We start from the raw sequence: 23,425 nt of genomic DNA, 5'->3' as shown, positions 1-23,425 counted from the left end.
ATTTGTGTGTGAGGAGCAAGTTAAAAATAAAAAGCGTTTGGGGTGGAAACACGGCAACACTCCCAAGCGCTTTTTAATTTGTCAGAAATTGGATTACTTGTGCAGTTTTGAAAGTGTCAGTCAATATACTTGCTCTTTGATAGAAGCAGTGATATGGTTTATTTGTGTGTGAGGAGCAAGTTAAAAATAAAAAGCGTTTGGGGTGGAAACACGGCAACACTCCCAAGCGCTTTTTAATTTGTCAGAAATTGGATTGCTTATGCAGTTTTGAAAATGTTACTCAATATACTTGCCATTTGATACAAGTAGTGATATAGTTGATTTGTATGTGAGGAGCAAGTTAAGAATAAAAAATGCCTGGGGTGGAAACACGGCAACACTCCCAGGCATTTTTTAATTTGTCAGAAATTATAGAAATTATAGAAATTAACGCTTCCAAAAATTGTAACTTTAGGGGTTTGGCATTGGTAGTCAGTCCTGATTGAAGAACACAATACGCTTATTAGTCTATATTCTAAGTGTAGTGGCGATGTCTATAGTAGTTTAATTTCATATTTTTACTTCCAGGAACCTATCCCACTATTCTAAAAATCCCTACTTTTTGCCGTAAAATGTGCTTTAAAGCCTTAATTTTTTGTTTTCATTTCTCAATAAGCTTCAGTTTTGTAGCACAAATATTATTAGTGGGATAGGTTCATCGTTCTAAGTTGGCACAGTTGTGCTACCATACAACTCGTGTATGTACTTCATTCAAACAAAAATCACAATACGTCTCACCTACCTATTATAGTAAGTAAGTAAAAATCATTTATGATTGCGCTATTAAAAAATAAATTATTATCAAACAGAATACATTCGTCAGGAGTCAGAATTGATTCTGGATTTTGTACAAATAGCGGATAGCATAGCGTAAAGCCTTCTCTTTCAAAGACGCTAACGCGAATGGCATGGCTTCGCTTAGAGCGAGTCCGCGAGCGTCTGAATAATCAGGTTTAAGACCACAACGAAACAAGAAAATTTGGTGGTGCAACAATTCAGTCGCGGGTCTAAATCCCCGATTGATAACGAAGCTCCTTCTCTACGAAAGGCTTCTCTTTCAGAGACGCTAACGCGAACGCCAACAAGTCCGCGAGTACCTTTATTCTGGCTTCTGAATTCTTCTTTGAGCAAATTTTCATTGGAATTTTAACATTGTAATCTAAACGTGTAGTGATTAGTCAGGAGTTTAGTTTGATGAATCCTAAAGTCTCTGTAATTATCCCTGCTTACAATACTGAAGTTTATATTAAGAAGGCAATAGAGTCAGTCTTAGATCAAACACTCACTGAACTTGAAGTTATTGTGGTCGATGATGGTTCAACTGATAAAACTGTAGAAGTTGCTAAGAGTTTTACTGATCAACGTCTCAAAGTGATAGTTAATCCACAAAACCTTGGGGTTTCTGCTACGCGTAATCTTGCTATCACAGCAGCCCAAGGAGAATGGATTGCTGTTCTTGATTCAGATGACTGGTATGCTCATGAAAGATTAGAAAAGCTTGTATTGCTGGCAGAACAAGCAAATGCAGATATGATTGCAGACAATGTTTATTTTATCAAAGATGGTGCAACATCTCCTTGGAGTACATTGATTCAAGAAAGTGGAGAACATATAGATAAAATTCTCCAAATTGATATCGTTTATTTTGTAGAGACTGATGTCTATGGAAAAGCAGGGTTGCATCTTGGTTTAAGTAAGCCTATGTTCAAACGAGAATTTTTGGTTAAACATAGCATTGAGTACGATGAAACCCTAAGCATAGCTGAGGACTTTTGGTTTGACATGAAATGCTTAATCAATGGCGCTCGCTTTTTTCTAGTGCCAGAAGCCTATTATTTCTACCGTTCACGCTCTTTTTCTCTTGTACGTAAAAGCCCATTTAAACGTCTAAATCAATCTTGCATATCTACTTATTCTTTCATGCAGCAAAAAGTTGTGAAAGAAAATCCAGCTTTAATGCGTGCTCTGTCTTATAATCTTACAGTTTACAACAGAACTTTAGCTTACTATCAAGTTTCATTGCCTATCAAACAAGGAGAATGGTTATTAGCATTGAGAGAACTAACGAAAAATCCGGGCTTTATTTATGATTTTATTTCTAATTTGAACAATATGATCAAACGTCGATTTCAATACTATGTGATGGGTAATGAATTAGTTTTTGAAATGTCTTATAATCTCCAGATAAAACGAAGAAAACCAATTAGTAGGATTACAGCCTTATCAAAAAATAATATATAGCGGTGAACAAGGCAAACACTAACACCTGTTGCCTGAACACTTCTGACATAACCGTCTTCTCCTCGCCAAGGTTGATTTGCGCTACCCTAAGTCAGGAAGCCAAGGATAAATCAGATGAGAAAATGGATTTGGCTGATGCTGTTGGTGCTGATGACAGTTGCCGTGTTGGGTAGCAGAGGTAGCAGGTTTTTTGAACAGCGTCCCTCACCGACAATTGTTGAGCGCATTCCAGTGAAAACACCCGAACCACAGCCAGAGTCAAAGGAAGTTTACATTGCCCCGCAAGTGTCTACTGAGAAGCTGCTAAACCATATCCAAAAGTTGAATTTTCAGCGCTACACCACAAAAGAGCGATCGCTTACTCGCACTTATATTACAACTGAACTGAAAAAAGTTGGCTGGAAACCTAAATTAGAAAAGTTCTCCGACGGTGTGAATATTTTTGCCGAACGCCCAGGAACTAACAAAGCAGCTAAAGCAATTCTTGTAGCAGCACATTACGACACTGTTGCCTCTTCCCCTGGTGCCGATGATAACGCCAGTGGTGTAGCCGTAGTGCTGGAAGTAGCCCGGTTAGTTGGTTCCCGTCCTACGCCACGGACGTTACAGCTAGCTTTTTTTGACCAAGAGGAAGCAGGACTTTTGGGTAGTCAGGCTTTTGTGAGTAAGACAGCACGCTTGCAAAATTTAGGCGGCGCGATCATTATGGATATGGTAGGTTACGCTTGTTACACTGCTGGCTGTCAGAAATACCCTGCCGGATTGCCTGTTACGCCACCTAGCGACAAAGGCGACTTTTTGGCAGTAGTTGGTGATACAGAACATTTATTTTTGCTGAATGCCTTTCAAAACTCACAAAATATCCCTTCAACCGCCCTGAATAAACAAGAATCAAATCTGCCAGCAGTCCTAACACTACCAATTCCTTTTAAAGGTTTACTGACACCAGACACCCTACGCAGCGACCATGCACCGTTTTGGTACCAGGGCGTGGGCGCTGTGCTGGTGACAGATACCGCAAATTTACGCACTCCGCACTATCATCAACCTAGCGATGTGCCAGCGACTATCGAGCGATCGTTTTTCACAGGAGCAGCACAAATTGTAGTTAATGCTACTAGTGCCTTGCTAGAGAAAGACCAGATTTTGGAAACTCAACCACCAAGCTAACTTATAAATTATGAATTATCTTGACTAGCTTTTGGTTCAGGGAAAGTCAACGTCCAATTATTTTTATCATTGACCTGAGAATATAAACCTTGGAGAATGAGCCGTAGAGTTTTTCGAGTTCTAATAGGCTTCTTTACCAGATAAGTTCCTGGTTGAGCAAAGATATCATCAAAGTTTTGTTTATGACCAAATTGTTTTGAACAGTAACTACCAGCACCTTGGACTGTTAACACAAAAAATGGAGCTTGTTTATATTTATTTGGAATCATAAAGATTCCATATACATGGTGACGACCACGCCACGGCTGAACAGTAACTTTAGTAGCGTGTACTTGGAATTTTGTAGTTTTTGATGCGATAAAAGCCTCAAAATTGCAATCAGAATCATTCACAGGCCACCACAGTGTAATAATACTCAGGGAGAGCAGAAAAATTAAAATATATGGGAGTCTGCGACGCATAAAGCCAAGAAAAATTGTTGATGCGGCTGGTAGAATTTGATGAGTAATGATAGTGCAGCTACAGCAGTCAGACTATTCACCTGCAACACCTCTGCAAAACGTTTTAAAGCGCAAAGACAAAACATTAAGCAGTCGGTTAAATTTTGCTGTCAAAGAAAATTGCAGATTGTAGATGCGTAGTTTACCGCCGCAGGCATCGCTTCCCCTGTTCTCGTAGCTCCGTTACAGTATTAAACCTAGCTGAGAAACAATCGAGCTTTTGTGGCTGTTAACACTGATTTATGGTCAAATGTTTAGCTGTAATGAATTCTACAATTCGTTATTTTTGTTATGCTTGTAATATGGCTCTGTTTGCATCAGCAGATGCTTTGAGGAGATTAAAGCATCTGCGTAGCCCATCGTAAACATCGCTAGCAAGTTAAGAAAAAATTTACTTTTATTTCTAAGCAATTATTTGGGTAGTCAAATACACAAATATCCGTTATATTCCCGTAAGTAACAATTGGTATAAAATTTTATGGGAAAAAGTTGGAGAAGTCTTAAAACAGTTGCGGGTTTCGTTAGCGCGATCGCACTTACACAGTTCGGGGCAAATACTTCAGCCATTGCTGCTGACACGGTTGTTGTGCGTTTGGGTTTATTTACAGAATCCATCTCCCTTGCTGAGTTGCAAAAGGCTGTAAAAACAAGGGAATTGCCTGGGAGTTTACACTCTTTATCTGAAGAACAACGCAGCTTCTTCTTGGGGGCGCTGGGTATGAATATACCCATGAATGTTGTCACACTTGATAGGTTAATTAATACCCAGATTGGTACAACTATTCTCAATGACTTTGCTACAGCCTTAGCCCGAAAGGATAAAGCTGGGGTACAAGCACTGAGAGCCGGATTGGTATTAGGTTCTAATGCACCGCAAGGTCTTTCTATACTGAGTTTTATTGCTGCTTATCCCAGTAAACGCTTAGAAATTGATTTGCCAAAGGCTTTCGTTGTTGCAGGGAATTTAAATACAGCTTTTTGGCGTACTCAGCAATTCATGTTAGCGTTGACGCGTAGCGGCTTGTCGTCAGACATCGCTCCCCAACTCGACCCCATAAAAGCACAACCGAGAACACCACAGATTGTTTTCCCTTTTGATCCCAGCCAACCAGGAATAGCTCAAGTAAAAATCCTCAACTTAAGCTTGAATGATCAAAAGCGCGATGCCTACGGCGGGCTACGCCAACGCAAAATCCCAGTTGATATTTACTGGTCAACTGCTGCAACTCCCGACAAACCCGTAATTGTCTTTTCTCACGGCTTCGGGTCAGTCCGCACGGACTTGCGTTACCTAGCAGAACATTTAGCATCCCACGGTTATGTAGTAGCAGCTTTAGAACATCCCGGTAGTAATCAGGCAAATGCTAACTTAGCATTACAAGGCAAAACCAGAGTCATGAAGCCTCAGGAGTTTTTGTATCGCCCTCAAGATATTAGTTTTGTCCTCGATGAATTAGCAAAGCTCAACCAAACAGCTAATCATCCCCTGCAAGGGAAGCTTGCAACCATGAACGCGATGGTTGTTGGCTATTCTTTTGGTGGTGGTACAGCTTTAGCACTTGCTGGAGCCGAGTTACAACTAGAACATCTCAAACAACGCTGTAAAAAGAACCTGACTATCTTGAGTTTGGGAGAAAATATGCAGTGCATCGCTCAAGAACTACCAGAAAATAGCTATCAACTACGAGATCCCAGAATCAAACAAGCGATCGCTTTCAATCCGACAACTTCTCTGATTTTTGGCGAAACTGGGTTAACAAAGATACAAGTTCCTACCATAGTGTTAGCAGGTTCTGCCGATAAAACCACCCCAGCTTTAACTGAACAGATTGTGGGATTTGAAAAAATCCCATCCCCAAAATCGCTAGTTGGTATAATTGGGGGTACTCATCTAAGTGTAAAAGACCCCAGCACCACATTAGATCAGATCGGACAACCAAATACACCGATTAGTGGCGGTGAAGTTGTCGGTGAACAAGCAGCAGATGTTCGCAAGTACGTTAAAGCTCTAACCTTGGCCTTTGCTGCACAGATGACTCCAGAAGCTAAAAACTATGCTATCTTCCTGACACCAGACTATGCCCAGTTTGCTTCAACTGCCGCATTTCCATTCCGTCTAATTACGCAGATTCCTCCTGATGCTATGGCAGTGGTGAAAGAATTTGTTGAGAAAGAAGGGACTTCCAATTAAACAAATATAGGACTTACGTATCATACATATTGACTATACTAATTTTGGGCTTTTGAGCAATTTCTAATACCCAGAACAGTAAATAGGCAACAAAATCGGGGTTGCAATCAGCACCTGAATCCTTAAATTTTGCTGAATGCATATTATGGTTAATTGGTATAGTACGTAAGTCCTAAAATATTTAATTTTATGAGTAGCTTACTTAAGAATAGGGTTATAGGGAATGCTAGAAGTCACCGCTCATTTTGTCTCCTCCTACAATTTTTATTTTTAGACCAAATAAAGCCTAAACTACCGATATTCGCTGCAAATACCAGAGTTGAGATCGACTAATCGAAAATACAGTACTTTTCATCTAAGTGGAGTAACTACCCCACCCTATTAGGCATCCTTCCCAATCTATTTGGGAGAGTGTACTTTATTAATTTGTAATCTGCTGTAAGTAATATCCAGCTTATAAAATTGCCTTATACCAAATTCTATGTAAATTTTTTATTTGCTAAAAGTATATTACCTTGATAGTAGCCCTAAAGTTGCTGTTAAATCTATACCAAATTTTTACAGTAAAAATAACTATTTAGACATAAAATTTATAATGTATTCATAAAAATAACAGAAGCTTAAGAGTGTAAAAAACTAGGAACACATGCCGAATAATGATGATACATACGTATTCTATAAGAATCGTCAATTGCTTTTGAAAAAAGCTGTCAATTAATTGTAGGGTGTGTTAGTAGAGTGTAACACACCCTACATGTGTTTCAAGATTTAAATATTAGTCCTGTAGCTAACATATTACAAACTAACTTCAAAACAAATAAAAACAAGTTATTTGATGGAAAATATGTTTGTGTCTATATGTTGTATTGACGTAAATTACTTGAAGTTCACAAAACAAAATGGTAAAACATTGTTATCTTCTCCAAACCACAGATTAACCAAAAATAAACAACAAAGGACTTGTTTTGTTTACTTAAATAATTAGTTTTACCTATATATATATTGGAAAACTAATTTTGGATTCAGAATTAAACAATTATTCCATTCCACTCAAACTTATGCAGCTCTATACAATTCGTGAAATCGAACAACTCCAAGAACACGAAGACCTTCCTTCCTTAATTGAAATTATGGACTGGGTAAAAAACTTTTTAGGAAGGTCTCATCCTGACTTAGGTAGACCCGGCGTAGTTTGCCCTTTTGTACCTTACTCTCTCAAATCAAACAGTATTCGTCTAGCAGTTATTCACACAAAAGATTTGTATCCAGAACAATTAGAAGAGGTTGTTGGATACTATCGAGATATATTTCTGCAAATAGATATTGAAGAGCGGAAAATAGCAATTAATAAAGCTTTTTTACTTATCTTTCCTGACATCCATATAGAAGATGCTCCTAAAGTAATAGATAGTGTTCAGCAAAAACTTAAACCTTTATTTGTTGAGTCAGGATTGATGATAGGAGAATTTCATAAACGGAATGAAAGTCCTGGTCTGCACAATCCAAAATTTCGCCCACTTCGTAGCCCTATCCCCTTATTAGCTATCCGGTTCATGGTTGAAGCTGACCTCCCCTTTCTTAAAAATCCTACCGATCCCCACTTACGTATTCGGTATCTGGAAGCTTATTTAAAGCATTTCGATCAGAAATTCACGGATGAAACAAAGTTTAAAAATGCTCATCAAGCATTGGCTTTAGCAAAAGAGCAAATTAAGCAAGAAAATTTGGTAAGTTTTTGTATATAACAAATGTTTGAATTCATGCCTAGTAATTGAGCATGGGGTATTAAGTATTAAAAGTATTTCCAGTTCTCTGCACCTTGAAAAAGTGGCATAAAAATGACGATTTTACTGCTAGTTGCAATCGCTTAGTGCAGATAGCATCAAATCGTTGTCAAGATGTAAATTATCGTACTACAGTAGAAGCGATCGCTAATTATCAATTAGTCAATATTAATACTTCAACAACTTCACTCTGATTTGTAATAATTGCACAGACATTTTTGTGAAGAGATTTAGAATTGCTATATTATTTGTGATATAAAAAAGCAAATAATTTGCTAAATAAAATGGCGAAAGAAATAGAGCGGAAATATTTAGTCAGAGGAGATAGCTGGAGAGGATTAGCTGAAGGTAGTATATATCGTCAAGGATACATTGCTACACAAGACAAAGCAACTGTACGTATACGTATAGTAGGGGAAAAAAGTTATTTGACTATTAAAGGTCCCAATATTAAATATTCAAGATTAGAGTTTGAGTATCCTATTCCTGTTAAAGATGCTCAAGAAATACTTGAGACATTATGTGAACGTCCCTTTATAGAAAAAATCAGATATAAAATAGAGTTGGGTGGTTTGATTTGGGAAATAGATGAGTTTGATGGTGTTAATAAAGGACTGATATTAGCAGAAGTTGAACTCAGTGATGAAAATCAGCAAATTGAATTACCAAGCTGGATTGGACAAGAAGTTTCTGATGACTCCAGATATTTCAACAGCAATTTAGTAAAATACCCTTTTTCACAATGGTAATAGCTGAAATATTGGGAACATTCCAATTTTGTGAAAATACTTAACTAACAGAATTTGCGGCTACATAAACGTAGACCAAGGCGTTTAATACCTAAAGTCTCAGAACATTTACGTGGCTTTTTATTTATCAGATATTGATATTAACTGCTTCTTGACAACACGATGCTTATTTCGTTGCGTAATTTATTCCTTGGAAGTCTCGTCGTAATTTATTCCTTGGAAGTCTCGTTAGGAAATATTTTATCTACGGACGTGTAATTCCTTAGTCAGCAAATCAATAAAGTATAAAATTCTAGTATATTTTCGCCTATCAATTCAGCATTAGCCCTAATAGGATGTAGCGAAATACATATCACTCGCCAGATTAACAGGTGCGTTCTGAGCTAAATGACTATTAAGAAACCTTTGCTAATCAAGCAACCGCAAGTTGGAAAGCTCATCCGTGAACTTCGTGGCATAACTGATCTTACCCAAGAACAGTTTGCAGCATCTTTAGGTATAACTTATTCGACGGTAAACCGTTGGGAGAAAGGATATACCAAACCTTCATCTCTAGCTATGCAAAAGATTGAGGGGATGTTAGAGGAGATGGGTGATCTAGGGCAGAAAGTGTCGGTGAAGTCTTTGTCGAATTAGAAAGCAGGCTGAGAGGCAAATTAATTGAAGTTACTTTCCCCCAATTAACAGGTTATCGCTACGACATAACCACAAACAATTCAATTCTAATTTTACTGATGTTTGCAGATATGCATATTTTGCGGATTACTCAACCTTTGAGTTTGAGTTTACCGTAGCCGATATTTTCTTCACTTTTGAAGACGAGTTTAGGTTAAAAACGCGCAAAAACTCCCAAAATCCTTTTCCTAATTGAGCGCCAATATTTTTCAGTCAACTTTATCTGGACTGTACAATGTTTGATTACTCTACCCCCGCTTTAGCTACATATCTTAATATTTCTTCACCAAGAGCAGCTTGCACTAACGGCAGCAAAGTTGCGGTCATCAATACTGAAGGTGTATGGGAAGTAGAAAGTAATGGGACGAAAAAACTAATCCCGAACTCTAATTACGATGCTCGTGACATTGTAGCAATTGACGGCAAAACTTATGTCTTAGCTGTTCCAACGGGACTAGTAAAAATAAAAACTGACGGAACTAGGCAAAAAATAGTTAGCAACACAGCTAATCCAAAGACACGGGTAAAATTTTTGCAAAATTGGCTTATTTACCAGTCTGCAAATACTCTATCAATTTATGACAAAAACCTCAACTTTAAAGCCAAACAGAGTTATGGCGTAACTGAGGTAATGGATTTTGAGTATAAAAACGGGTATCTCTACACTAGTGGCTACCAGCAACAAAAGAGGTTAGGTATTCCCGTCCAGATAGCTTTTCTTTACCGGATGGTTTTTGACGGAGCAAAAATATTTGCTTTGGCAAATGTAGCAGGAAGTAACCAAGGCAAGCTTTGGGGCTACAATTCTGCCGATCTTGCTCACGACATGGCAGACACAAGACTTAACCGATTACATATTTTTGAAGACAAGCTTTATGTCCTCGGTTCTGTTTATGGGGGTAACTCAATCTACAGGTGGAATGGCAAAGACTTATTAACAAAGACTTTGATCACTACAGACACTTATACCAATGCTGCACAAACCCGTGACGAAACAAAGGTATATATAGGAACTGTTAATCTGACTAATTTTACTGTCGAGCGTGGACAGCTAAGTTTTCCAAGAAGGCCTACAACTGCGGGGATGGGAGACGGCGGTAGCAATTTCCCTAAAACTATTTACTCAGATGGCAGTAAAATTTTTGTGGGTTCCTCTGCTGCTTATGCGATCGCCAATAGAGATAATCAAACCTTCCTGGGTAAACGCATCTCGGCTTACCGTGGAGATGCGTCTCTTTTAGTTGTCTCCAAAAACCTAATGACTCGCCACGCTTGGGTAACACCGGGAAATGGTGAAGTATTACTATTTACTGATAAGTTTGCAGTAATCAAAACAGATAATAAAATAAATGACTTGGCTACAAATGTAGGAACTGCCCAAAAATTACCAACAAATACTTATTTCGTTAAGTTTTAATTGAGCAACCAGATTGTCTGCAATCTGGTTGCTCAATTCTTTTTTGCAAAAAACTATAAAAGTTAAGTCGGCACTTCCAAAACGCTACTTTGCCTTTTTTGCAGCTTCTCTAGCATTAGGGTGACGACATGAGCGTGAATTACTACAATCGATGGCTGCAAGTTTTGCATTACAGAGTACTGCTTCAATTTTCCCAGAACCAAGCACTCTAAGATTCGATCAATTTGAAGGATGAGATTGTATCATTAGTTATCCCAAAGTTTTCAACCCAAGAATAGGAGCCTGGTCCTAGATCCTTGAAAGAACCTGTGAAATTTGCATCTGCATAGAAACGCCACGTTCCTCCTGTAATAAGAATTGAGGAAGCTTCATCGTTAAAATCATCCCCAACATATGGATAGTCTGATCTTGCACCTGTACTGTATGACTTACCACGAAAATCGATGTCTTCAAAAAGTACTGCTTTCGCTCCACCCTTAATGGTACTAGCTTCTTCAAAGGAAAGCTCTACATAAAGGGGATTTATGTCAAAAATTTTCATGTTTTACTCCTTTGGTTAAGGAAATAGTTATTACTACAGTTGTAGATAGTCGTAATCGACTGTCCACAACTCCTTATCTTCTTCAAAAAAATGAGAGGCATTTCGGAAACTTAACAAAAGTTGATTGAGGATACCGTTGGCGAAATATTACTGAACAAAAAAGTTTTCTTTACTACTTGCTATTATGGGCAAAACGGAAGGAACACACGAGAATTTATAGAGTGGGGGGTGTTATTAAGCTAAAAGTTTTGCCCTGTTTCATTTAACTCTTATTCGACAGAGGATCTATTATTTTAACCATTGAGGACAAGTTATAGTTCTTGTCCTTTATTTTTTTGAGAAATTTTTCACTACAAACTGCATCTTATTAAAGAGTAATATCAATAAATTTTAATAGCCTCTTGTTTTTTCGCACAATCTATGTATAACTAGATAGTACTGTAAGTTGATTGACTTACAGTATTTTACCAGAAAATTAGATGGGTTAGCCAATAAACTCAAAATTTAGTGCCAAGTAAACTTTTTAGGAGATGTAATCGTGAGTGCATATAAATCTGAGTCAGGCAATAGTTCGACTTCGCAACTGAATTTAGAGACTGACGTTCTAGTCATAGGCGGTGGCCTATCAGCAACTTGGGCGGCTTGGAATGTTGCTGTTCAAGGGGTAAAAGTACTTATAGATAAAGGCTACTACAGTACGAGTAAAGCAACAGCACCTTCTGGTACTGGTGTTTGGTATGTTCCACCCGATCCAGAACAACGAGAAGCAGGAATGGCTAGTCGGGAAGTACTAGGGGGTTTACTTCGTGAACGCTGCACAGATCGAGCAGAACAGTTGTCATTGCTACTAGTGGTTGTGCCTTTCTCAGTAAAGCTTGGTGTTAGAGAACAGTCAGCCAAAATGTTTATGGGTCGCAACAAATTGCCCACTGACCCTGAGAAAGCATTTAATTTTGAGTAGACAAATTGGTGATGATGATGCTCGTGCGATCGCCTCTTTTCAACAGATTATTGCCTTCACAGGACGCGATCCCATCGACAATATCCGTAATGAAAAGTTACTTAACGATGCACAAGTTAGAGATTTTCTTAACAAGCAGTATTCAGGGCGAATAGTACCTGTATTTTAAAGATAGCGAAAGAATGAAGAATGACAATTTTGTTACTTCGTCTTTCCTAAATTAGGAGTTACTAAACTTAAACTTGAACATTCGTGGAGGTCAAATCATGTTTTCTGGAAAAATTGAAAAAGAATTATTTGGTGAAGAAATTTGGTCAATTTCGCAAACAACTAAATTACCAGATCATCTACAGTTATTAGTGGATCAAGAACTAGGAAAACGTGATATCTGGGAATTACAATCTCAAAAGCCTGAGGATCAGCCTATTTATCCAAATCTCTATGATGACTCTAGTCATTCAACAAATATTTAATAAAAGAGGTAGTTCTTGTGTAGGGCAGGATAGCGTATAGCGAGTCCGCGTACTCTGTAAGAGTTGCAAGCTACGTGCAGCGTCTGGTAGAGAGTGTCGGCTGGATATAATACTGCCCTACGCAAGAACTACTGCGATACCTACGGCGGTAAATTAGGCTTTGAGAGTAAGGGTTTAAGTCTCCCACCAAATTTTGAATTTGCTGGGAGACTATAAAGTGGTGGGTCTAAATTCCCTACTGATTGCATTCTGAATTTTGACTTCTCTATTTAATTAATGCAAAATCGAATTCATGCTGCAAATCCCTCCCCAATTTCTTTTACGTAGTAAGAGAAGGAATCAAGATTAATGGCACATCTATTTGAACCATTCAAGATTCGTGAAGTTGTTTTTCGCAACCGCATTGCCGTTTCACCGATGTGTCAATATTCCAGTACAAATGGATATGCTAATGATTGGCACGTTATTCATCTAGCTTCTCGTGCAGTTGGTGGTGCAGGTATAGTGTTCACAGAAGCAGCAGCTGTAGAGCCGCGTGGACGCATTAGCCCGCAAGATTTGGGAATTTGGTCAGATTCACACATCGAAACTTTAGCCAAGACTGTGGCATTAATTCATAACTTTGGCGCTGTTGCAGGTATTCAACTTGCTCATGCAGGTAGAAAGGCTAGCACTGCCAAACCGAGTAAGGGAGGGAAAGTGCTGGATGAATCTCAGGAAGGTTGGCGTCCCTTGGTTTCGAGTAGTGCGATCGCTTTTAGCCAAGATAGCCCAGTTCCAGAAGCCCTCAGTCTTGAGGGAATTCAAGCAATTATTGACGCCTTTGCTCAAGCTGCCAAACGTTCTCTACAAGCTGGTTTCAAGGTAGTAGAAATCCATGCTGCTCACGGTTATCTACTGCACCAATTTCTCTCGCCCCTTTCTAACAATCGTCAAGATGATTATGGTGGCAGCTTTGAAAACCGGACTCGTCTGCTCAGAGAAGTAGTTCAAGCAGTCCGAGAGGTTTGGCCCCAGACACATCCACTCTGGGTACGCATCTCTGCCACCGATTGGGTAGACAATGGCTGGGATATTGAGCAAAGTATTGCTTTAAGCGACAAACTCAAGTCTCTAGGAGTTGATCTCATCGATACTTCATCAGGTGGTACTATACCGGGCGTTCATATACCAATTAAACCTGGTTATCAGACTCAATTTGCCGAACGCATCCGCCGCGAAGCTAATATTCATACAGGAGCCGTGGGCTTAATTACATCCCCTGAACAAGCTGACGAGATTATTCGTACAGAAGTAGCTGATATAGTGCTGTTAGGACGTGAACTACTCCGCAATCCTTACTGGCCACATCTGGCAGCCAAGCAACTTGGACACGATAAACTCTGGCCTGTTCAATACGATCGAGCTTGGCTGTAGGCTTTCCTCGTTCCCATGCTCTGTAGATTGCTGACAACTTAAAGCGATGTCTACGACATTCTACACCTACGCCAAAATGTCAAGCAGGGTGTGGAAATAAGCCCAAAGTGCTTCGGTGTCGAGATTTGGGTTGATATTTAACAATGCCCAAATCCAATACCAAAACCCAGATGTAAAGACGCGATTTATCGCGTCTTGAAAGACCAATTATCTACACCAATAACCCTTAATCCAAGCGTATTGTGCCCAAATCCCGATTTTGTGGAGAAACAAGGTAAGCAACCAAAATTAAAATTAAGACAAATACGACGATTGCAGATATATCCCATATTTTGCAGGTGCGTAGGCGTAGCCCGCTGCAGGCATCGCAAATGCTGTATTTTTGAAAATGACGTAAATGGTGCATTTTGGAAGCATGACAGCTTCAGTTTTTTACCACCTTGAGCCATACACAAAGTAATTTAAAGCACAACGCAACAACTATTCACTCTCAAGTATTGAGTGGATTCAAAAAGGTAAAATTATAAAGAATCGTTACAACATAATCATGTCAGCTATCCAAACAACTGTGGTTCTTGCCATGACGGCCGATGGAAAAATTAGTGCCGTAAATCCGAAAGCGCCCCGTGAACCCGATGTAGTCGATCAAGCACACTTGGAATATCAAGCCTCCCTTGCCGATCTGTTGCTGGTAGGAGCAGGGACAATTCGAGCTGAGGGGGGAACCTTTACAATTCGCGATCGCGAACTATTGGCAGCACGTGAGGTTCGGGGTCAATCTCCCCAGCCGATTACTTGTGTTGTTTCAGGTTCCCTTGACCTATCGCCAGACTTGCCTTTTTTGAGTCAGGACATTGAGCGATGGATATTTACCACACGGACTGCTTTGCAGCGCAGTTCTGATACAACAACCTTGCAAAAACTGGCTGAATTAATTGATTTGGGAGATACAGACCTGGACTGGGATCGGGCCTACACCTTGATGGCAGAGCGGGGTATTCACAAAGTCGTTGCTTTGGGAGGTGGCTCTTTAACAGCTGCTCTAGTTCACGCAGGCCGAATTGACGATTGGTGGTTGACCATTTGGCCGATCATTTTTGGAGGAAAGCACGCTCCTAGCCCAGTGGAGGGAGAGGGTTTTCTTCCCAATGCTGCTCCTCATCTCCAACTCATAGAAACTCGTCAGGTTGGAAGTGATTTGTTTTTACACTACCGCACGATCAAGTGAAAACGCGCTACCAGAATTAAGTACTATGATCCTTGATATTAAAAAGCAGGGGAAGAGGGGTACTTTCACCCACAATTCCACTCAGTTTGTGCCTTTATACTCTGCCCCTTGCCTCCTGCCTCTCCATCAACCAGGGGGCCAATCCAACTGTCGTCCTCCCAAAATATGCAAATGTAAGTGATTGACTGTTTGACCGCCGTCATCACCAGCATTGATGACAACTCGATAACCATTTTTTAGTCCAGCTTCTTCTGCAACACGTTTAGCGGTTAACAAAAGATGCCCCAACAGAGCATGATCCTCAGATTCAGCCTCAGCTAGTGTAGCAATGGTCTTTTTGGGAATGATCAGGATGTGAACGGGTGCTTGGGGATGGATGTCTTTGAATGCTAGGGCTAAATTATCCTCGTAAATAATATCAGCGGGAATTTCCCGACGAATGATTTTGCTGAAAATCGTTTCTGTACTTTCACTCATGCCAATCTACCTACTAATCTGCTAGAAATTTTATATTAAGTCCGCCTAATTACTTATCATTGAAAAAATTTGATTGTGCGGGTATATCCCAATTTACTGTTCGGTTAGGTTTTTTCAGGTAAAAACTATGAAAAAACCTGCTAATCTTTTAAAAAGACTAGCAGGTATGGCTTATCATCAATCGGAGCGGCGGGATTCGAACCCACGACCTCCACTACCCCAAAGTGGCGCGCTACCAAGCTGCGCTACGCCCCGGTCAGAATTCCTATCATATAACAAAACTATAGGATAATCAAGAGGGAATTTTAAAAAACCTTAAGCATCCCACTAGCTTGCAGTAAATCTGGAACAGCAGAAGCATTCCATTTACCTTCTACACATCGCCCTGTATTCAAGATGAAGCGCAGACTGTAATCATGAGGATAGCCTTCCACTTCCATCCATAATAAATCGCTTTCGGCTTCACAAGTAATTTTTTCCTCTTCCATCAATTCAGTTGCGAGTTGCTTCATGGTGTCTGCTAGCTGTGCTAGTAGACGACAAAAATCATTTAACTCGGCTTCGGTTAACTCAATTGCCCAATCATCTGTACCGACTAAACCTTTAAACTCAGGTGTATGGGGGTTCCAGCCAATACGCCAACCCGATCCGGTTTTGACAACGCGTTCCATAGTTTAGTTTTTTAAACGCAGAGGTACGCAGAGGGGCGCAAAGGAAAATTTATCATTTTAGTAGTTCGGCACCTCCTCGTTGTGGTGGCTGTGGGCTAGTTGATGTAGTTGGACTGGGTGCGGTGTTGGAGTTAGGAGGTACGGTGTTTTGGGAAGTAGGATTAAATATATTGACTAAGACTTGTACTAGGGCCTCTCGTTGGCTGTGGGTGAGGCTTTTGATAGCTTTGCGATCGCCTTCTATCGGATTTTCCCGTAGTGCATCATTTCCTGGATAGGTAGTATCATACATTATTTCATTTGCACCCAGGTAATCAGCTAAAGTCAGCTTCCAATCCAAGCGATAAATTGGGGCCCGCCCTTTGGTATAAATGTGATATCTAATTAGACGATTTGCTAAGGTATTATTTTCGGCAACTTTACCATTTTCTTTACTGATATACTTATTTTCCCGTGGAAAATCTGGTAATTGCTGATAAACTAACTGCCAAACATCGCTAGGAGTGATTCTCTGAGCAGAAGCAGGTTGGATACTAAATAAATTTCTATGTATTGATTTATCCGCCCCTGAACTCAAAACAATTACACCCATTACCATTAAGGTAAGCAGTAGTGGTGTTAGCGGATAACTAAGGTTGAGCCAGTGCTGAGTTGCGAATTTTGAGGAAATTGATTTAAACAGAAATTTTTTCTTTTTCATAGAACAATATTTTGGGCGTTGCTGAGTGAAAAGATGAATTTGTCTTATTTAGAATTCAGAATTCAGCACTCACCACTCAGCACTCAATCTTATAGTTCGCCGATAATTTCTGGTTGAGTCAATTCATCGGACATTTCGATAATTGCCCTTAGTACTGGCTTCATCATCGCATCTTCGTTGCTTTCAAAGTCTTCGTAACGCCGACGTTTAGCACGATTTGCTACCTGAACCGTAATGCGATAACGATTTGAGGCTGCACTAATCAGATCCTCAGCCCGGTGCATAATCTGAGATTGAGTTGTCTCGAACTTAGAACGCTTTAGCATAATCAGTGGTTCTTAGGGTCATTCTCCAGTGTAACAGCACTAAATCAGTCTACTGCTGTCTGTTTAATCGCCAGCAACCTCTCTATTGATAGAGGCTAAGATATTTTAGTCACTTTATAAGTAACTTGTAGTATTAAATAACGCACCCTCATGGCTGACCTTGTGGAAACTGCGATCGCAGCGGGTAATTTCAATACCCTAATAAAGGCTGCTAAAGCTGTAAATTTCATCGACACTTTGAAAAGCCCTGGTTCTTTCACACTCTTTGCACCGACTGACGAAGCTTTTGCTAATCTACCAGAGGGAACTTTAGACTCGCTACTACAAGATATCCCCAAGCTCCAGAAAATTGTGGCGTATCATATCGCTAGTGGGGATGTTAGGTCTGATGATTTGGTACAGATTAACGAGGCAGAGACGCTTGAAGGTTCAATTGTCGCCATTGAATCTGCCAACGGTAAATTTAAGGTGAATAACGCCAATGTCCTGAAAACTGATATTCTGGCAGACAATGGCGTGATCCATATCATTGATGCGGTGTTGATGCCTGCACTGGTGGCAGGAAAGTAATTTATGGGATGTGGGGCGTGGGGCATGGGGCATTGCTTATTCTCTTTATCCCTTTCATCCCCCTTGTCCCCCACTTCCTACTCGCTACCCCCCACTCCCAGAATGCAGCCACTACGTGCAGGAACAGTCAATGACAACTGTTGAGTTTCTCCTTTACTATTCCACTCAACTTCAGCATTACCATATAAAAGCTTGTTAGGTTGAGTACGCAAAGTGGCGACATCTGCATTCGCTGTTGCCGAACTTGTACCAGCGTTGACGACAATTATTAATTCCTCTGTCCCCAAAGTTCGCGCAAAGATATAAAGTTGTCCTTGAGCAAACAGAACTTGGTAATCACCTGTACGCAAGGCTGGGTAAGTGTGGCGGAGGGCAATTAACTGGCGGTGAGTATTGAAAATTTCTTGATTCCAGTTAGTCTCTAAAGGAAAACCACGACGTGAGTCTGGGTCTATTGCTCCAGGTAAGCCAACTTCATCACCATAGTATATGCTGGAGGCACCGGGAAAGGTGAGCAACAGTAGAGTTGACAATTCTATACTGGCGATATCGCCGCCTGCAATGGTCATCAATCGGGCTGTATCGTGACTTGCAAGCAAATTGAGTTGAGTTAGCTGAATTTCCCAAGGGTAAAGTTGCAGTACTTCTTGGATTTTGGTGGCGTATTCGGCGGCAAATAAGGGTGGGTAGGGTTGATAGTCGCGGCTTTGGACTTGTTCTAAGACTACGCGATCGCCTGCTGCAAAGGCAATTGTCGGCCCGGCAAATAGATAATTCATCACACCGTCAAATTGCGTCCCATCCAACCACTCACGTGAATCTCCCCAGACTTCGCCCACAATATAAGCTTCGGGATTGACTGCCTTAACGCGATCGCGAAATTCCTGCCAAAAACCAGGAGTTTTGATTTCAAATGGTACATCCAATCGCCAACCATCAATGCCGAATTTAATCCAATATTCGGCAATTTCCATAATGTATTCTCGTACTTCTGGATTGTCGTGGTTAAATTCTGGCAAGGCACGATTTCCCGCCCAACCCACGTAGTTAGCAGCTAACTCCCCATTATATGCTGAAAGCGGCCAACCTTCTATTTTGAACCAATTTACCCAAGGTGAATGGGGGCCATTTTCTAAAACGTCGTGGAAAAAGAAAAAGCCCCGACTGGAATGGTTAAACACCCCATCCAGAACAACTTTGATATTCCGTTGATGGGCTGCATCGAGTAATTCCTTAAAAGCTTCGTTGCCCCCTAACATCGGGTCAACTTGATAATAATCGTGGGTATGATAGCGATGATTACTAGCGGATTGAAAAATGGGTGTAAAGTAAATCGCGTTAATCCCTAAATTCTGGATATAGTCTAAATCCTCCATAATGCCCCATAAATCGCCGCCTTTATAGCCTTGGAGGGTTGGCATAGAGTCCCAATCTTCCCAACGGGCTTCCTGCAATAACCGTTTGCGCGGCTGTTTGCTTCTGGCAAAACGATCTGGGAAGATTTGGTAGAAAACAGCGTGTTTCACCCAGTCTGGTGTTTGAATTTGCATGAATAACTTTTTGTATGTTCAGAAGCGATCGTTGCAAATATTAGCTTCTTTATGGCTCTTACTTATGATAGAGAATTTCAGTAGACCGAAAACTTTTGCGATCACTAAAAAATAGTAGTTTATAATACCATTTTTAGAGGAATGGAAAAAAGCTGCTCATCCGCGATAAATGATAAGATAAGATTATTGATTAGCGACAGAAATCAACTAAAATCACCCAGATGGTAAACAAATTTCGCAGGCTACTAAGATAAAAAAATCTTTTGATTCTGATTATTCCCGAAGTACGTAGCCCACACCACGCACCGTATGAATCAAGCGTTTTTCATTATTTTCCTCTAATTTTAGGCGCAAGTAGCGGATGTAGACTTCGATGATATTGGAATTACCCATAAAGTCGTAACCCCAAACTTTTTGTAGAATTTGGTCTTTAGTGAATACCTGACGAGGATGCGAGAGTATATATTCCAACAAGTCAAACTCTTTAGCCGTTAACTCAATTGCCCGCTTACCCCGGTAAACTTGGTGAGTACGATGGTTTAAACTCAAGTCTTCAAACTGAAAAATATCTTGATCTATTTCTTGAGTACGGCGTAGATGAGCGCGGATTCTAGCTAGCAGTTCCTCAATACTAAATGGCTTGACTACATAATCATCTGCTCCTGCATCTAAACCTGCTACACGATCATTAACTTCATCTTTTGCTGTCAATAAAATTACTGGTATGGAGATACCAGTCGCCCGCAACCGACGACAGATTTCCAAGCCTGATAGCCCTGGGAGCATCCAATCAAGAATGACTAAATCTGGCGATAACTCCCGTGCTAACGTTAAACCAACGATGCCATCATATGCTACGTTTACATTGTAACCTTCGCTACTTAGTTCTAGTTCAACAAATCGCGCCAGTTTAATTTCATCTTCAACCAACAGGATATTTGCTGTCATATTTGTGACTTGAAAGTAGATAGGGTGATAATCAAAGTGCTACTTTAACCTGACTTTGACTAGTTATGTAAGCAGAGTGATTGTAAACACGCTCCCTTCTCCTAATTTTGATTGCACATATACACTACCACCCATACCTTCTACAAGTGTCTTGACAATGGATAAACCCAAACCACAACCGCCACTAGCATGAGAACGGGGTTCATTTACGCGGTAAAATCGCTCAAAAATACGTGTTTGGTGCTGTAAAGGAATGCCATAACCTTGATCACAAACTTGAATAATCGCTTTGTCGTGAAACTGATTTAACTTTAAAATTATGGGCGTAGTAGCTTCAGAATACTTAATAGCATTATCAATCAAATTGAGTAATATTTGTTTAAATCGGCTGTAATCTATCTTAACTTCTATGGGGTAAATTGTTGACTCGATTGTAATTAAGCGATCACTATATTTTTGTGCCATCACCACGACTTCTTCAACTAAGTCATTTAGCACGTAAGATTTCATTTGAAAATGTAAATGTCCACTATCTGCTCGTGCTAAATCAAGTAAATCTTGTAGTAGGCGAATGGTACGTTCGGCTTCCGATGCAGCAGTTTCCAAAGCTTCTTGCTGCATTTCTGTTAAGTTATTCTGCCGTCGCAAGACACTTTGCAAGTAACCATGTACAATTGTCAAAGGTGTACGTAACTCGTGAGAAACATTGCTCACAAATTCTCGTTCTTGCTCCCAAGATTGCGAAAGACGTGATAACAGCATGGTTAAAGTTTGAGCTAATTCTTTGACTTCGCTAGGTGCATTATCAACATATAATTGTGCTTGTCCTAAATCTTCTACAGAAATCACAGAAGTCATCTGACTTAGCTGGCGCAATGGTTGTAAAGAACGGCTAATATAAAATGCACTTAAAGCTATTATTACAATAATTGCCAAAATACTGCTAATATTCAAACTTCGCAGCATTGCCATAAACATTATCTGTTCACGAGTAATATCCTGCACTATAAATAGCTTACCCAGAGACTTACCCTGCACTTGCAAAGAACCGCTACTTATAACAAAGTAGCTTTGATTTACTTTATAAACTTGTGGTTTAATCTCCATATTACTAAGGGACATTAACTTATTTACTGTAGAGTCAGATAACAAATCCAAAGTAGCAGATTTTATTAATATTTTCTTATCTGGACTTTTTAACCATATTAAGGTATTGGTATTTGCTAAGTTATTAATAGCCTTTTGTAATCCAATTTTCGGTTGCATCATTTCACTGTAAAATTGCACATCATGCGGCAAGCGTTCAGCAATTTTTTCTATATTATACTTCCGGCTATCAATCAAAATTTGCTGCATTTTCCAACTAGTCCATGCAGCAAGGCTACCTAATATTAAAGTTGAAAATGTAGCAATACCAATGGTTAGGCGTAGCTGTAACGAGAAAGGATCAATATTTATCCAAATCTTTTTGGGTTGCTTCACTATTTTAGTTTTGGCTTAGGCATTGAAAAATATTGTTAGTTCTATTCATTGATTTTTTTGGGGTAGAGTAAGTGGTTGAATATTACAGGATTTAGTATCACATTTTTGCTCATAAAGCATATTGATATAGGGTTCTTGCCAAGTGAGAGGAACTTCTAATAATGCCCTTGTTCCTGTTATTCCTTGTCCGATAAATAATAAGAGGGCTATGGAACTCAGAATAATGTGAACCTTGCGCCAGCGATTAGTCTTATCTTTATAGATGTCTGGCAAAATGGAGAGTGAAAAAATCATCAGCAGAGCAGATGTTAGCCCATAATAATAGTGGGAGATATACCATTGATCAGTTTTACGGTAGATACCATCTTGACATCCAAGTACCACTAGTCCCATTCCTGTAAGAGTTGCAAATATACCACGCCAGTTTTTCTCCTTTGCCTGATAGAGTAAATACAGAGAAGCGAGCGCAGCCACAAACAATAGCCCGATAAAGACTACCTGAAATGGTGCTTTAGTCCAAACTTGCTTATCTAAAATATTACCAAAAATATCGTTAGCAAACGCTATTAAAACAATACCTACAACTGCTCCAGTTAGCCAGCGACCCAACTGAGTATGTTCTTGTCCTACAGTGGGGGGAATTTTACTCTTACCTGTGGCTAAAGTTTGCAATCGGCGTTGACGGACTTGTAAAGCGCGGTTAATAATGATGCCAATTAAGGGAAAGACTACGAGTACAGCGATCGCTGGATGTAACAACAAGATAACATCTCTAAATTCCATAGTTATCAGGACTAGCCCTTTCAAGGTGTAATGTATTTTTCTTGGTGTCTTAGTGCCTTGGTGGTTGAAAAGTCAATTTTTTAACTACTAAAGCGCTAAAACACGAAGGTGAAAAGCTCAAAATTCGGGATGCGTAAGTCCTAATTATTTAACTTCATCAGCGGCAAACTTTGTTACTTTACCCTTTTTTACTGCAACTATTACATCGAAGGTAGAACAGTAAGCAAAGGTCACATTATTGGCTTTGTTGTAAAGATTAACCACCATACCTGCACCACCGGGCTGAACAGCTAGCGGTTCAAGATCACCAAAAAAGAAACGACGTAGTTCATCACCACCACCAAACTGACCCTTATGCTTGATGACCAAATCAATCTTTTGTTGAGTAGTCAAACCTGTAGCATCTTTCATTTCTGCAGCTGATGCTTGCACTAGTGAAGGACTCACAATTTTAAGTGGAACATCCCAGACTGTCAGCATACCAGCAAGAGCAACACTTGTGAGCACAGAAGAAGCAATTTTCATTTGTTTTT

Annotated in this window: 26 protein-coding genes and 1 tRNA gene; 14 read left to right on the top strand and 13 right to left on the bottom strand. The window is 39.9% G+C overall.

Translation table 11 applies throughout. The features are described from left to right. Positions 1-1,233 precede the first annotated feature (1,233 nt). Positions 1,234-2,280, top strand: a complete 1,047-nt coding sequence (locus V7K60_RS29145) for a glycosyltransferase family 2 protein (RefSeq protein ID WP_334930825.1) — start codon at positions 1,234-1,236, stop codon at positions 2,278-2,280. Between the two features lie 114 nt (positions 2,281-2,394). Then, entirely contained in the window at positions 2,395-3,450 is a 1,056-nt protein-coding gene (locus V7K60_RS29140) for a M28 family peptidase (protein ID WP_334930823.1), read from the top strand. Positions 3,451-3,458: 8 nt separating this feature from the next. Here V7K60_RS29140 and V7K60_RS29135 read toward each other — a convergent pair whose 3' ends face one another. Beyond that, complete coding sequence (locus V7K60_RS29135) at positions 3,459-3,911, bottom strand: hypothetical protein (protein WP_334930821.1); 453 nt, start codon at positions 3,909-3,911, stop codon at positions 3,459-3,461. 517 nt (positions 3,912-4,428) lie between these two features. On the opposite strand from V7K60_RS29135, the gene V7K60_RS29130 reads away from it, so the two are divergent. The 6 genes from V7K60_RS29130 (at position 4,429) to V7K60_RS29105 (ending at position 10,766) form a co-directional block, all read left to right on the top strand. Then, complete coding sequence (locus V7K60_RS29130; protein ID WP_334930819.1) at positions 4,429-6,141, top strand: alpha/beta hydrolase; 1,713 nt, start codon at positions 4,429-4,431, stop codon at positions 6,139-6,141. Positions 6,142-7,157: 1,016 nt separating this feature from the next. After that, positions 7,158-7,886 (top strand): DUF6875 domain-containing protein, encoded by a 729-nt coding sequence (locus tag V7K60_RS29125; RefSeq protein WP_334930817.1) that lies wholly within the window; start codon positions 7,158-7,160, stop codon positions 7,884-7,886. A gap of 74 nt (positions 7,887-7,960) precedes the next feature. Beyond that, positions 7,961-8,119, top strand: a complete 159-nt coding sequence (locus V7K60_RS29120; protein ID WP_334930815.1) for a hypothetical protein — start codon at positions 7,961-7,963, stop codon at positions 8,117-8,119. A gap of 90 nt (positions 8,120-8,209) precedes the next feature. Then, the gene (locus V7K60_RS29115; protein WP_334930813.1) at positions 8,210-8,674 is read left to right on the top strand and encodes a CYTH domain-containing protein; all 465 of its coding nucleotides are present in this window, start codon (positions 8,210-8,212) and stop codon (positions 8,672-8,674) included. A gap of 387 nt (positions 8,675-9,061) precedes the next feature. Further along, on the top strand, positions 9,062-9,310 hold the full coding sequence (locus tag V7K60_RS29110; protein ID WP_334930811.1) for a helix-turn-helix domain-containing protein: 249 nt from the start codon (positions 9,062-9,064) through the stop codon (positions 9,308-9,310). Positions 9,311-9,584: 274 nt separating this feature from the next. Beyond that, on the top strand, positions 9,585-10,766 hold the full coding sequence (locus tag V7K60_RS29105) for a hypothetical protein (protein WP_334930809.1): 1,182 nt from the start codon (positions 9,585-9,587) through the stop codon (positions 10,764-10,766). A 208-nt stretch (positions 10,767-10,974) separates the two neighbouring features. On the opposite strand, the gene V7K60_RS29100 is transcribed toward V7K60_RS29105, so the two are convergent. Further along, the gene (locus V7K60_RS29100; protein WP_334930807.1) at positions 10,975-11,307 is read right to left on the bottom strand and encodes a beta/gamma crystallin-related protein; all 333 of its coding nucleotides are present in this window, start codon (positions 11,305-11,307) and stop codon (positions 10,975-10,977) included. A gap of 538 nt (positions 11,308-11,845) precedes the next feature. On the opposite strand from V7K60_RS29100, the gene V7K60_RS29095 reads away from it, so the two are divergent. The 4 genes from V7K60_RS29095 (at position 11,846) to namA (ending at position 14,157) form a co-directional block, all read left to right on the top strand. Then, positions 11,846-12,268 carry an FAD-binding protein gene (locus V7K60_RS29095; RefSeq protein ID WP_334930805.1) on the top strand — a complete coding sequence of 141 codons (423 nt, stop codon included), beginning with the start codon at positions 11,846-11,848 and terminating at the stop codon, positions 12,266-12,268. Then, positions 12,261-12,437, top strand: coding sequence for a hypothetical protein (locus V7K60_RS29090; RefSeq protein ID WP_334930803.1), 177 nt, complete (start codon positions 12,261-12,263; stop codon positions 12,435-12,437). The genes V7K60_RS29095 and V7K60_RS29090 overlap by 8 nt, the downstream gene beginning before the upstream one ends. A gap of 97 nt (positions 12,438-12,534) precedes the next feature. Beyond that, positions 12,535-12,741 carry a hypothetical protein gene (locus V7K60_RS29085; RefSeq protein WP_334824706.1) on the top strand — a complete coding sequence of 69 codons (207 nt, stop codon included), beginning with the start codon at positions 12,535-12,537 and terminating at the stop codon, positions 12,739-12,741. Between the two features lie 348 nt (positions 12,742-13,089). Beyond that, a complete protein-coding gene (gene namA / locus V7K60_RS29080) occupies positions 13,090-14,157 on the top strand; it encodes an NADPH dehydrogenase NamA (protein WP_334930801.1) in 1,068 nt (355 codons plus the stop codon). Between the two features lie 66 nt (positions 14,158-14,223). Here the strand turns inward: namA and V7K60_RS29075 are convergent, their stop codons facing one another. Then, positions 14,224-14,364 (bottom strand): hypothetical protein, encoded by a 141-nt coding sequence (locus V7K60_RS29075; protein ID WP_334930799.1) that lies wholly within the window; start codon positions 14,362-14,364, stop codon positions 14,224-14,226. Positions 14,365-14,704: 340 nt separating this feature from the next. Between V7K60_RS29075 and V7K60_RS29070 the strand changes: the two genes are divergently transcribed. Beyond that, positions 14,705-15,385: a RibD family protein gene (locus V7K60_RS29070; RefSeq protein WP_334930797.1), complete on the top strand. Its 681-nt coding sequence runs from the start codon at positions 14,705-14,707 to the stop codon at positions 15,383-15,385. 126 nt (positions 15,386-15,511) lie between these two features. Here the strand turns inward: V7K60_RS29070 and V7K60_RS29065 are convergent, their stop codons facing one another. The 5 genes from V7K60_RS29065 to V7K60_RS29045 all read right to left on the bottom strand — a co-directional run bounded on the left by V7K60_RS29065 (position 15,512) and on the right by V7K60_RS29045 (position 17,559). Next, on the bottom strand, positions 15,512-15,862 hold the full coding sequence (locus V7K60_RS29065) for a histidine triad nucleotide-binding protein (RefSeq protein ID WP_334930795.1): 351 nt from the start codon (positions 15,860-15,862) through the stop codon (positions 15,512-15,514). Between the two features lie 181 nt (positions 15,863-16,043). Next, positions 16,044-16,117, bottom strand: a tRNA-Pro gene (locus tag V7K60_RS29060). A gap of 50 nt (positions 16,118-16,167) precedes the next feature. After that, positions 16,168-16,533 (bottom strand): DUF1818 family protein, encoded by a 366-nt coding sequence (locus V7K60_RS29055; protein ID WP_334930793.1) that lies wholly within the window; start codon positions 16,531-16,533, stop codon positions 16,168-16,170. Between the two features lie 52 nt (positions 16,534-16,585). After that, positions 16,586-17,131 (bottom strand): hypothetical protein, encoded by a 546-nt coding sequence (locus tag V7K60_RS29050; RefSeq protein ID WP_442944483.1) that lies wholly within the window; start codon positions 17,129-17,131, stop codon positions 16,586-16,588. Positions 17,132-17,322: 191 nt separating this feature from the next. After that, complete coding sequence (locus V7K60_RS29045; RefSeq protein ID WP_094351515.1) at positions 17,323-17,559, bottom strand: DNA-directed RNA polymerase subunit omega; 237 nt, start codon at positions 17,557-17,559, stop codon at positions 17,323-17,325. A gap of 150 nt (positions 17,560-17,709) precedes the next feature. Here V7K60_RS29045 and V7K60_RS29040 point away from each other — a divergent pair, with 150 nt between their 5' ends. Beyond that, positions 17,710-18,129: a fasciclin domain-containing protein gene (locus tag V7K60_RS29040; RefSeq protein ID WP_334930791.1), complete on the top strand. Its 420-nt coding sequence runs from the start codon at positions 17,710-17,712 to the stop codon at positions 18,127-18,129. Positions 18,130-18,206: 77 nt separating this feature from the next. Here V7K60_RS29040 and V7K60_RS29035 read toward each other — a convergent pair whose 3' ends face one another. From V7K60_RS29035 to V7K60_RS29015, 5 genes are all read right to left on the bottom strand, one after another. After that, the gene (locus V7K60_RS29035; protein ID WP_334930789.1) at positions 18,207-19,679 is read right to left on the bottom strand and encodes a glycoside hydrolase family 13 protein; all 1,473 of its coding nucleotides are present in this window, start codon (positions 19,677-19,679) and stop codon (positions 18,207-18,209) included. A 273-nt stretch (positions 19,680-19,952) separates the two neighbouring features. Next, positions 19,953-20,627 carry a response regulator transcription factor gene (locus V7K60_RS29030; RefSeq protein ID WP_334930787.1) on the bottom strand — a complete coding sequence of 225 codons (675 nt, stop codon included), beginning with the start codon at positions 20,625-20,627 and terminating at the stop codon, positions 19,953-19,955. Positions 20,628-20,690: 63 nt separating this feature from the next. Next, a complete protein-coding gene (locus V7K60_RS29025; protein ID WP_334930785.1) occupies positions 20,691-22,109 on the bottom strand; it encodes a sensor histidine kinase in 1,419 nt (472 codons plus the stop codon). A 45-nt stretch (positions 22,110-22,154) separates the two neighbouring features. Beyond that, positions 22,155-22,892 (bottom strand): DUF4079 domain-containing protein, encoded by a 738-nt coding sequence (locus V7K60_RS29020; RefSeq protein WP_334930783.1) that lies wholly within the window; start codon positions 22,890-22,892, stop codon positions 22,155-22,157. A 144-nt stretch (positions 22,893-23,036) separates the two neighbouring features. Then, complete coding sequence (locus V7K60_RS29015; RefSeq protein WP_334930781.1) at positions 23,037-23,417, bottom strand: hypothetical protein; 381 nt, start codon at positions 23,415-23,417, stop codon at positions 23,037-23,039. Between the last annotated feature and the right edge of the window lie 8 nt (positions 23,418-23,425).

This window comes from Nostoc sp. (assembly GCF_036917555.1).
Lineage (GTDB): Bacteria > Cyanobacteriota > Cyanobacteriia > Cyanobacteriales > Nostocaceae > Nostoc.
The sequence above is the reverse complement of the archived record's forward strand: the minus strand, read 5'-3'. Positions and strand labels throughout refer to the sequence as shown.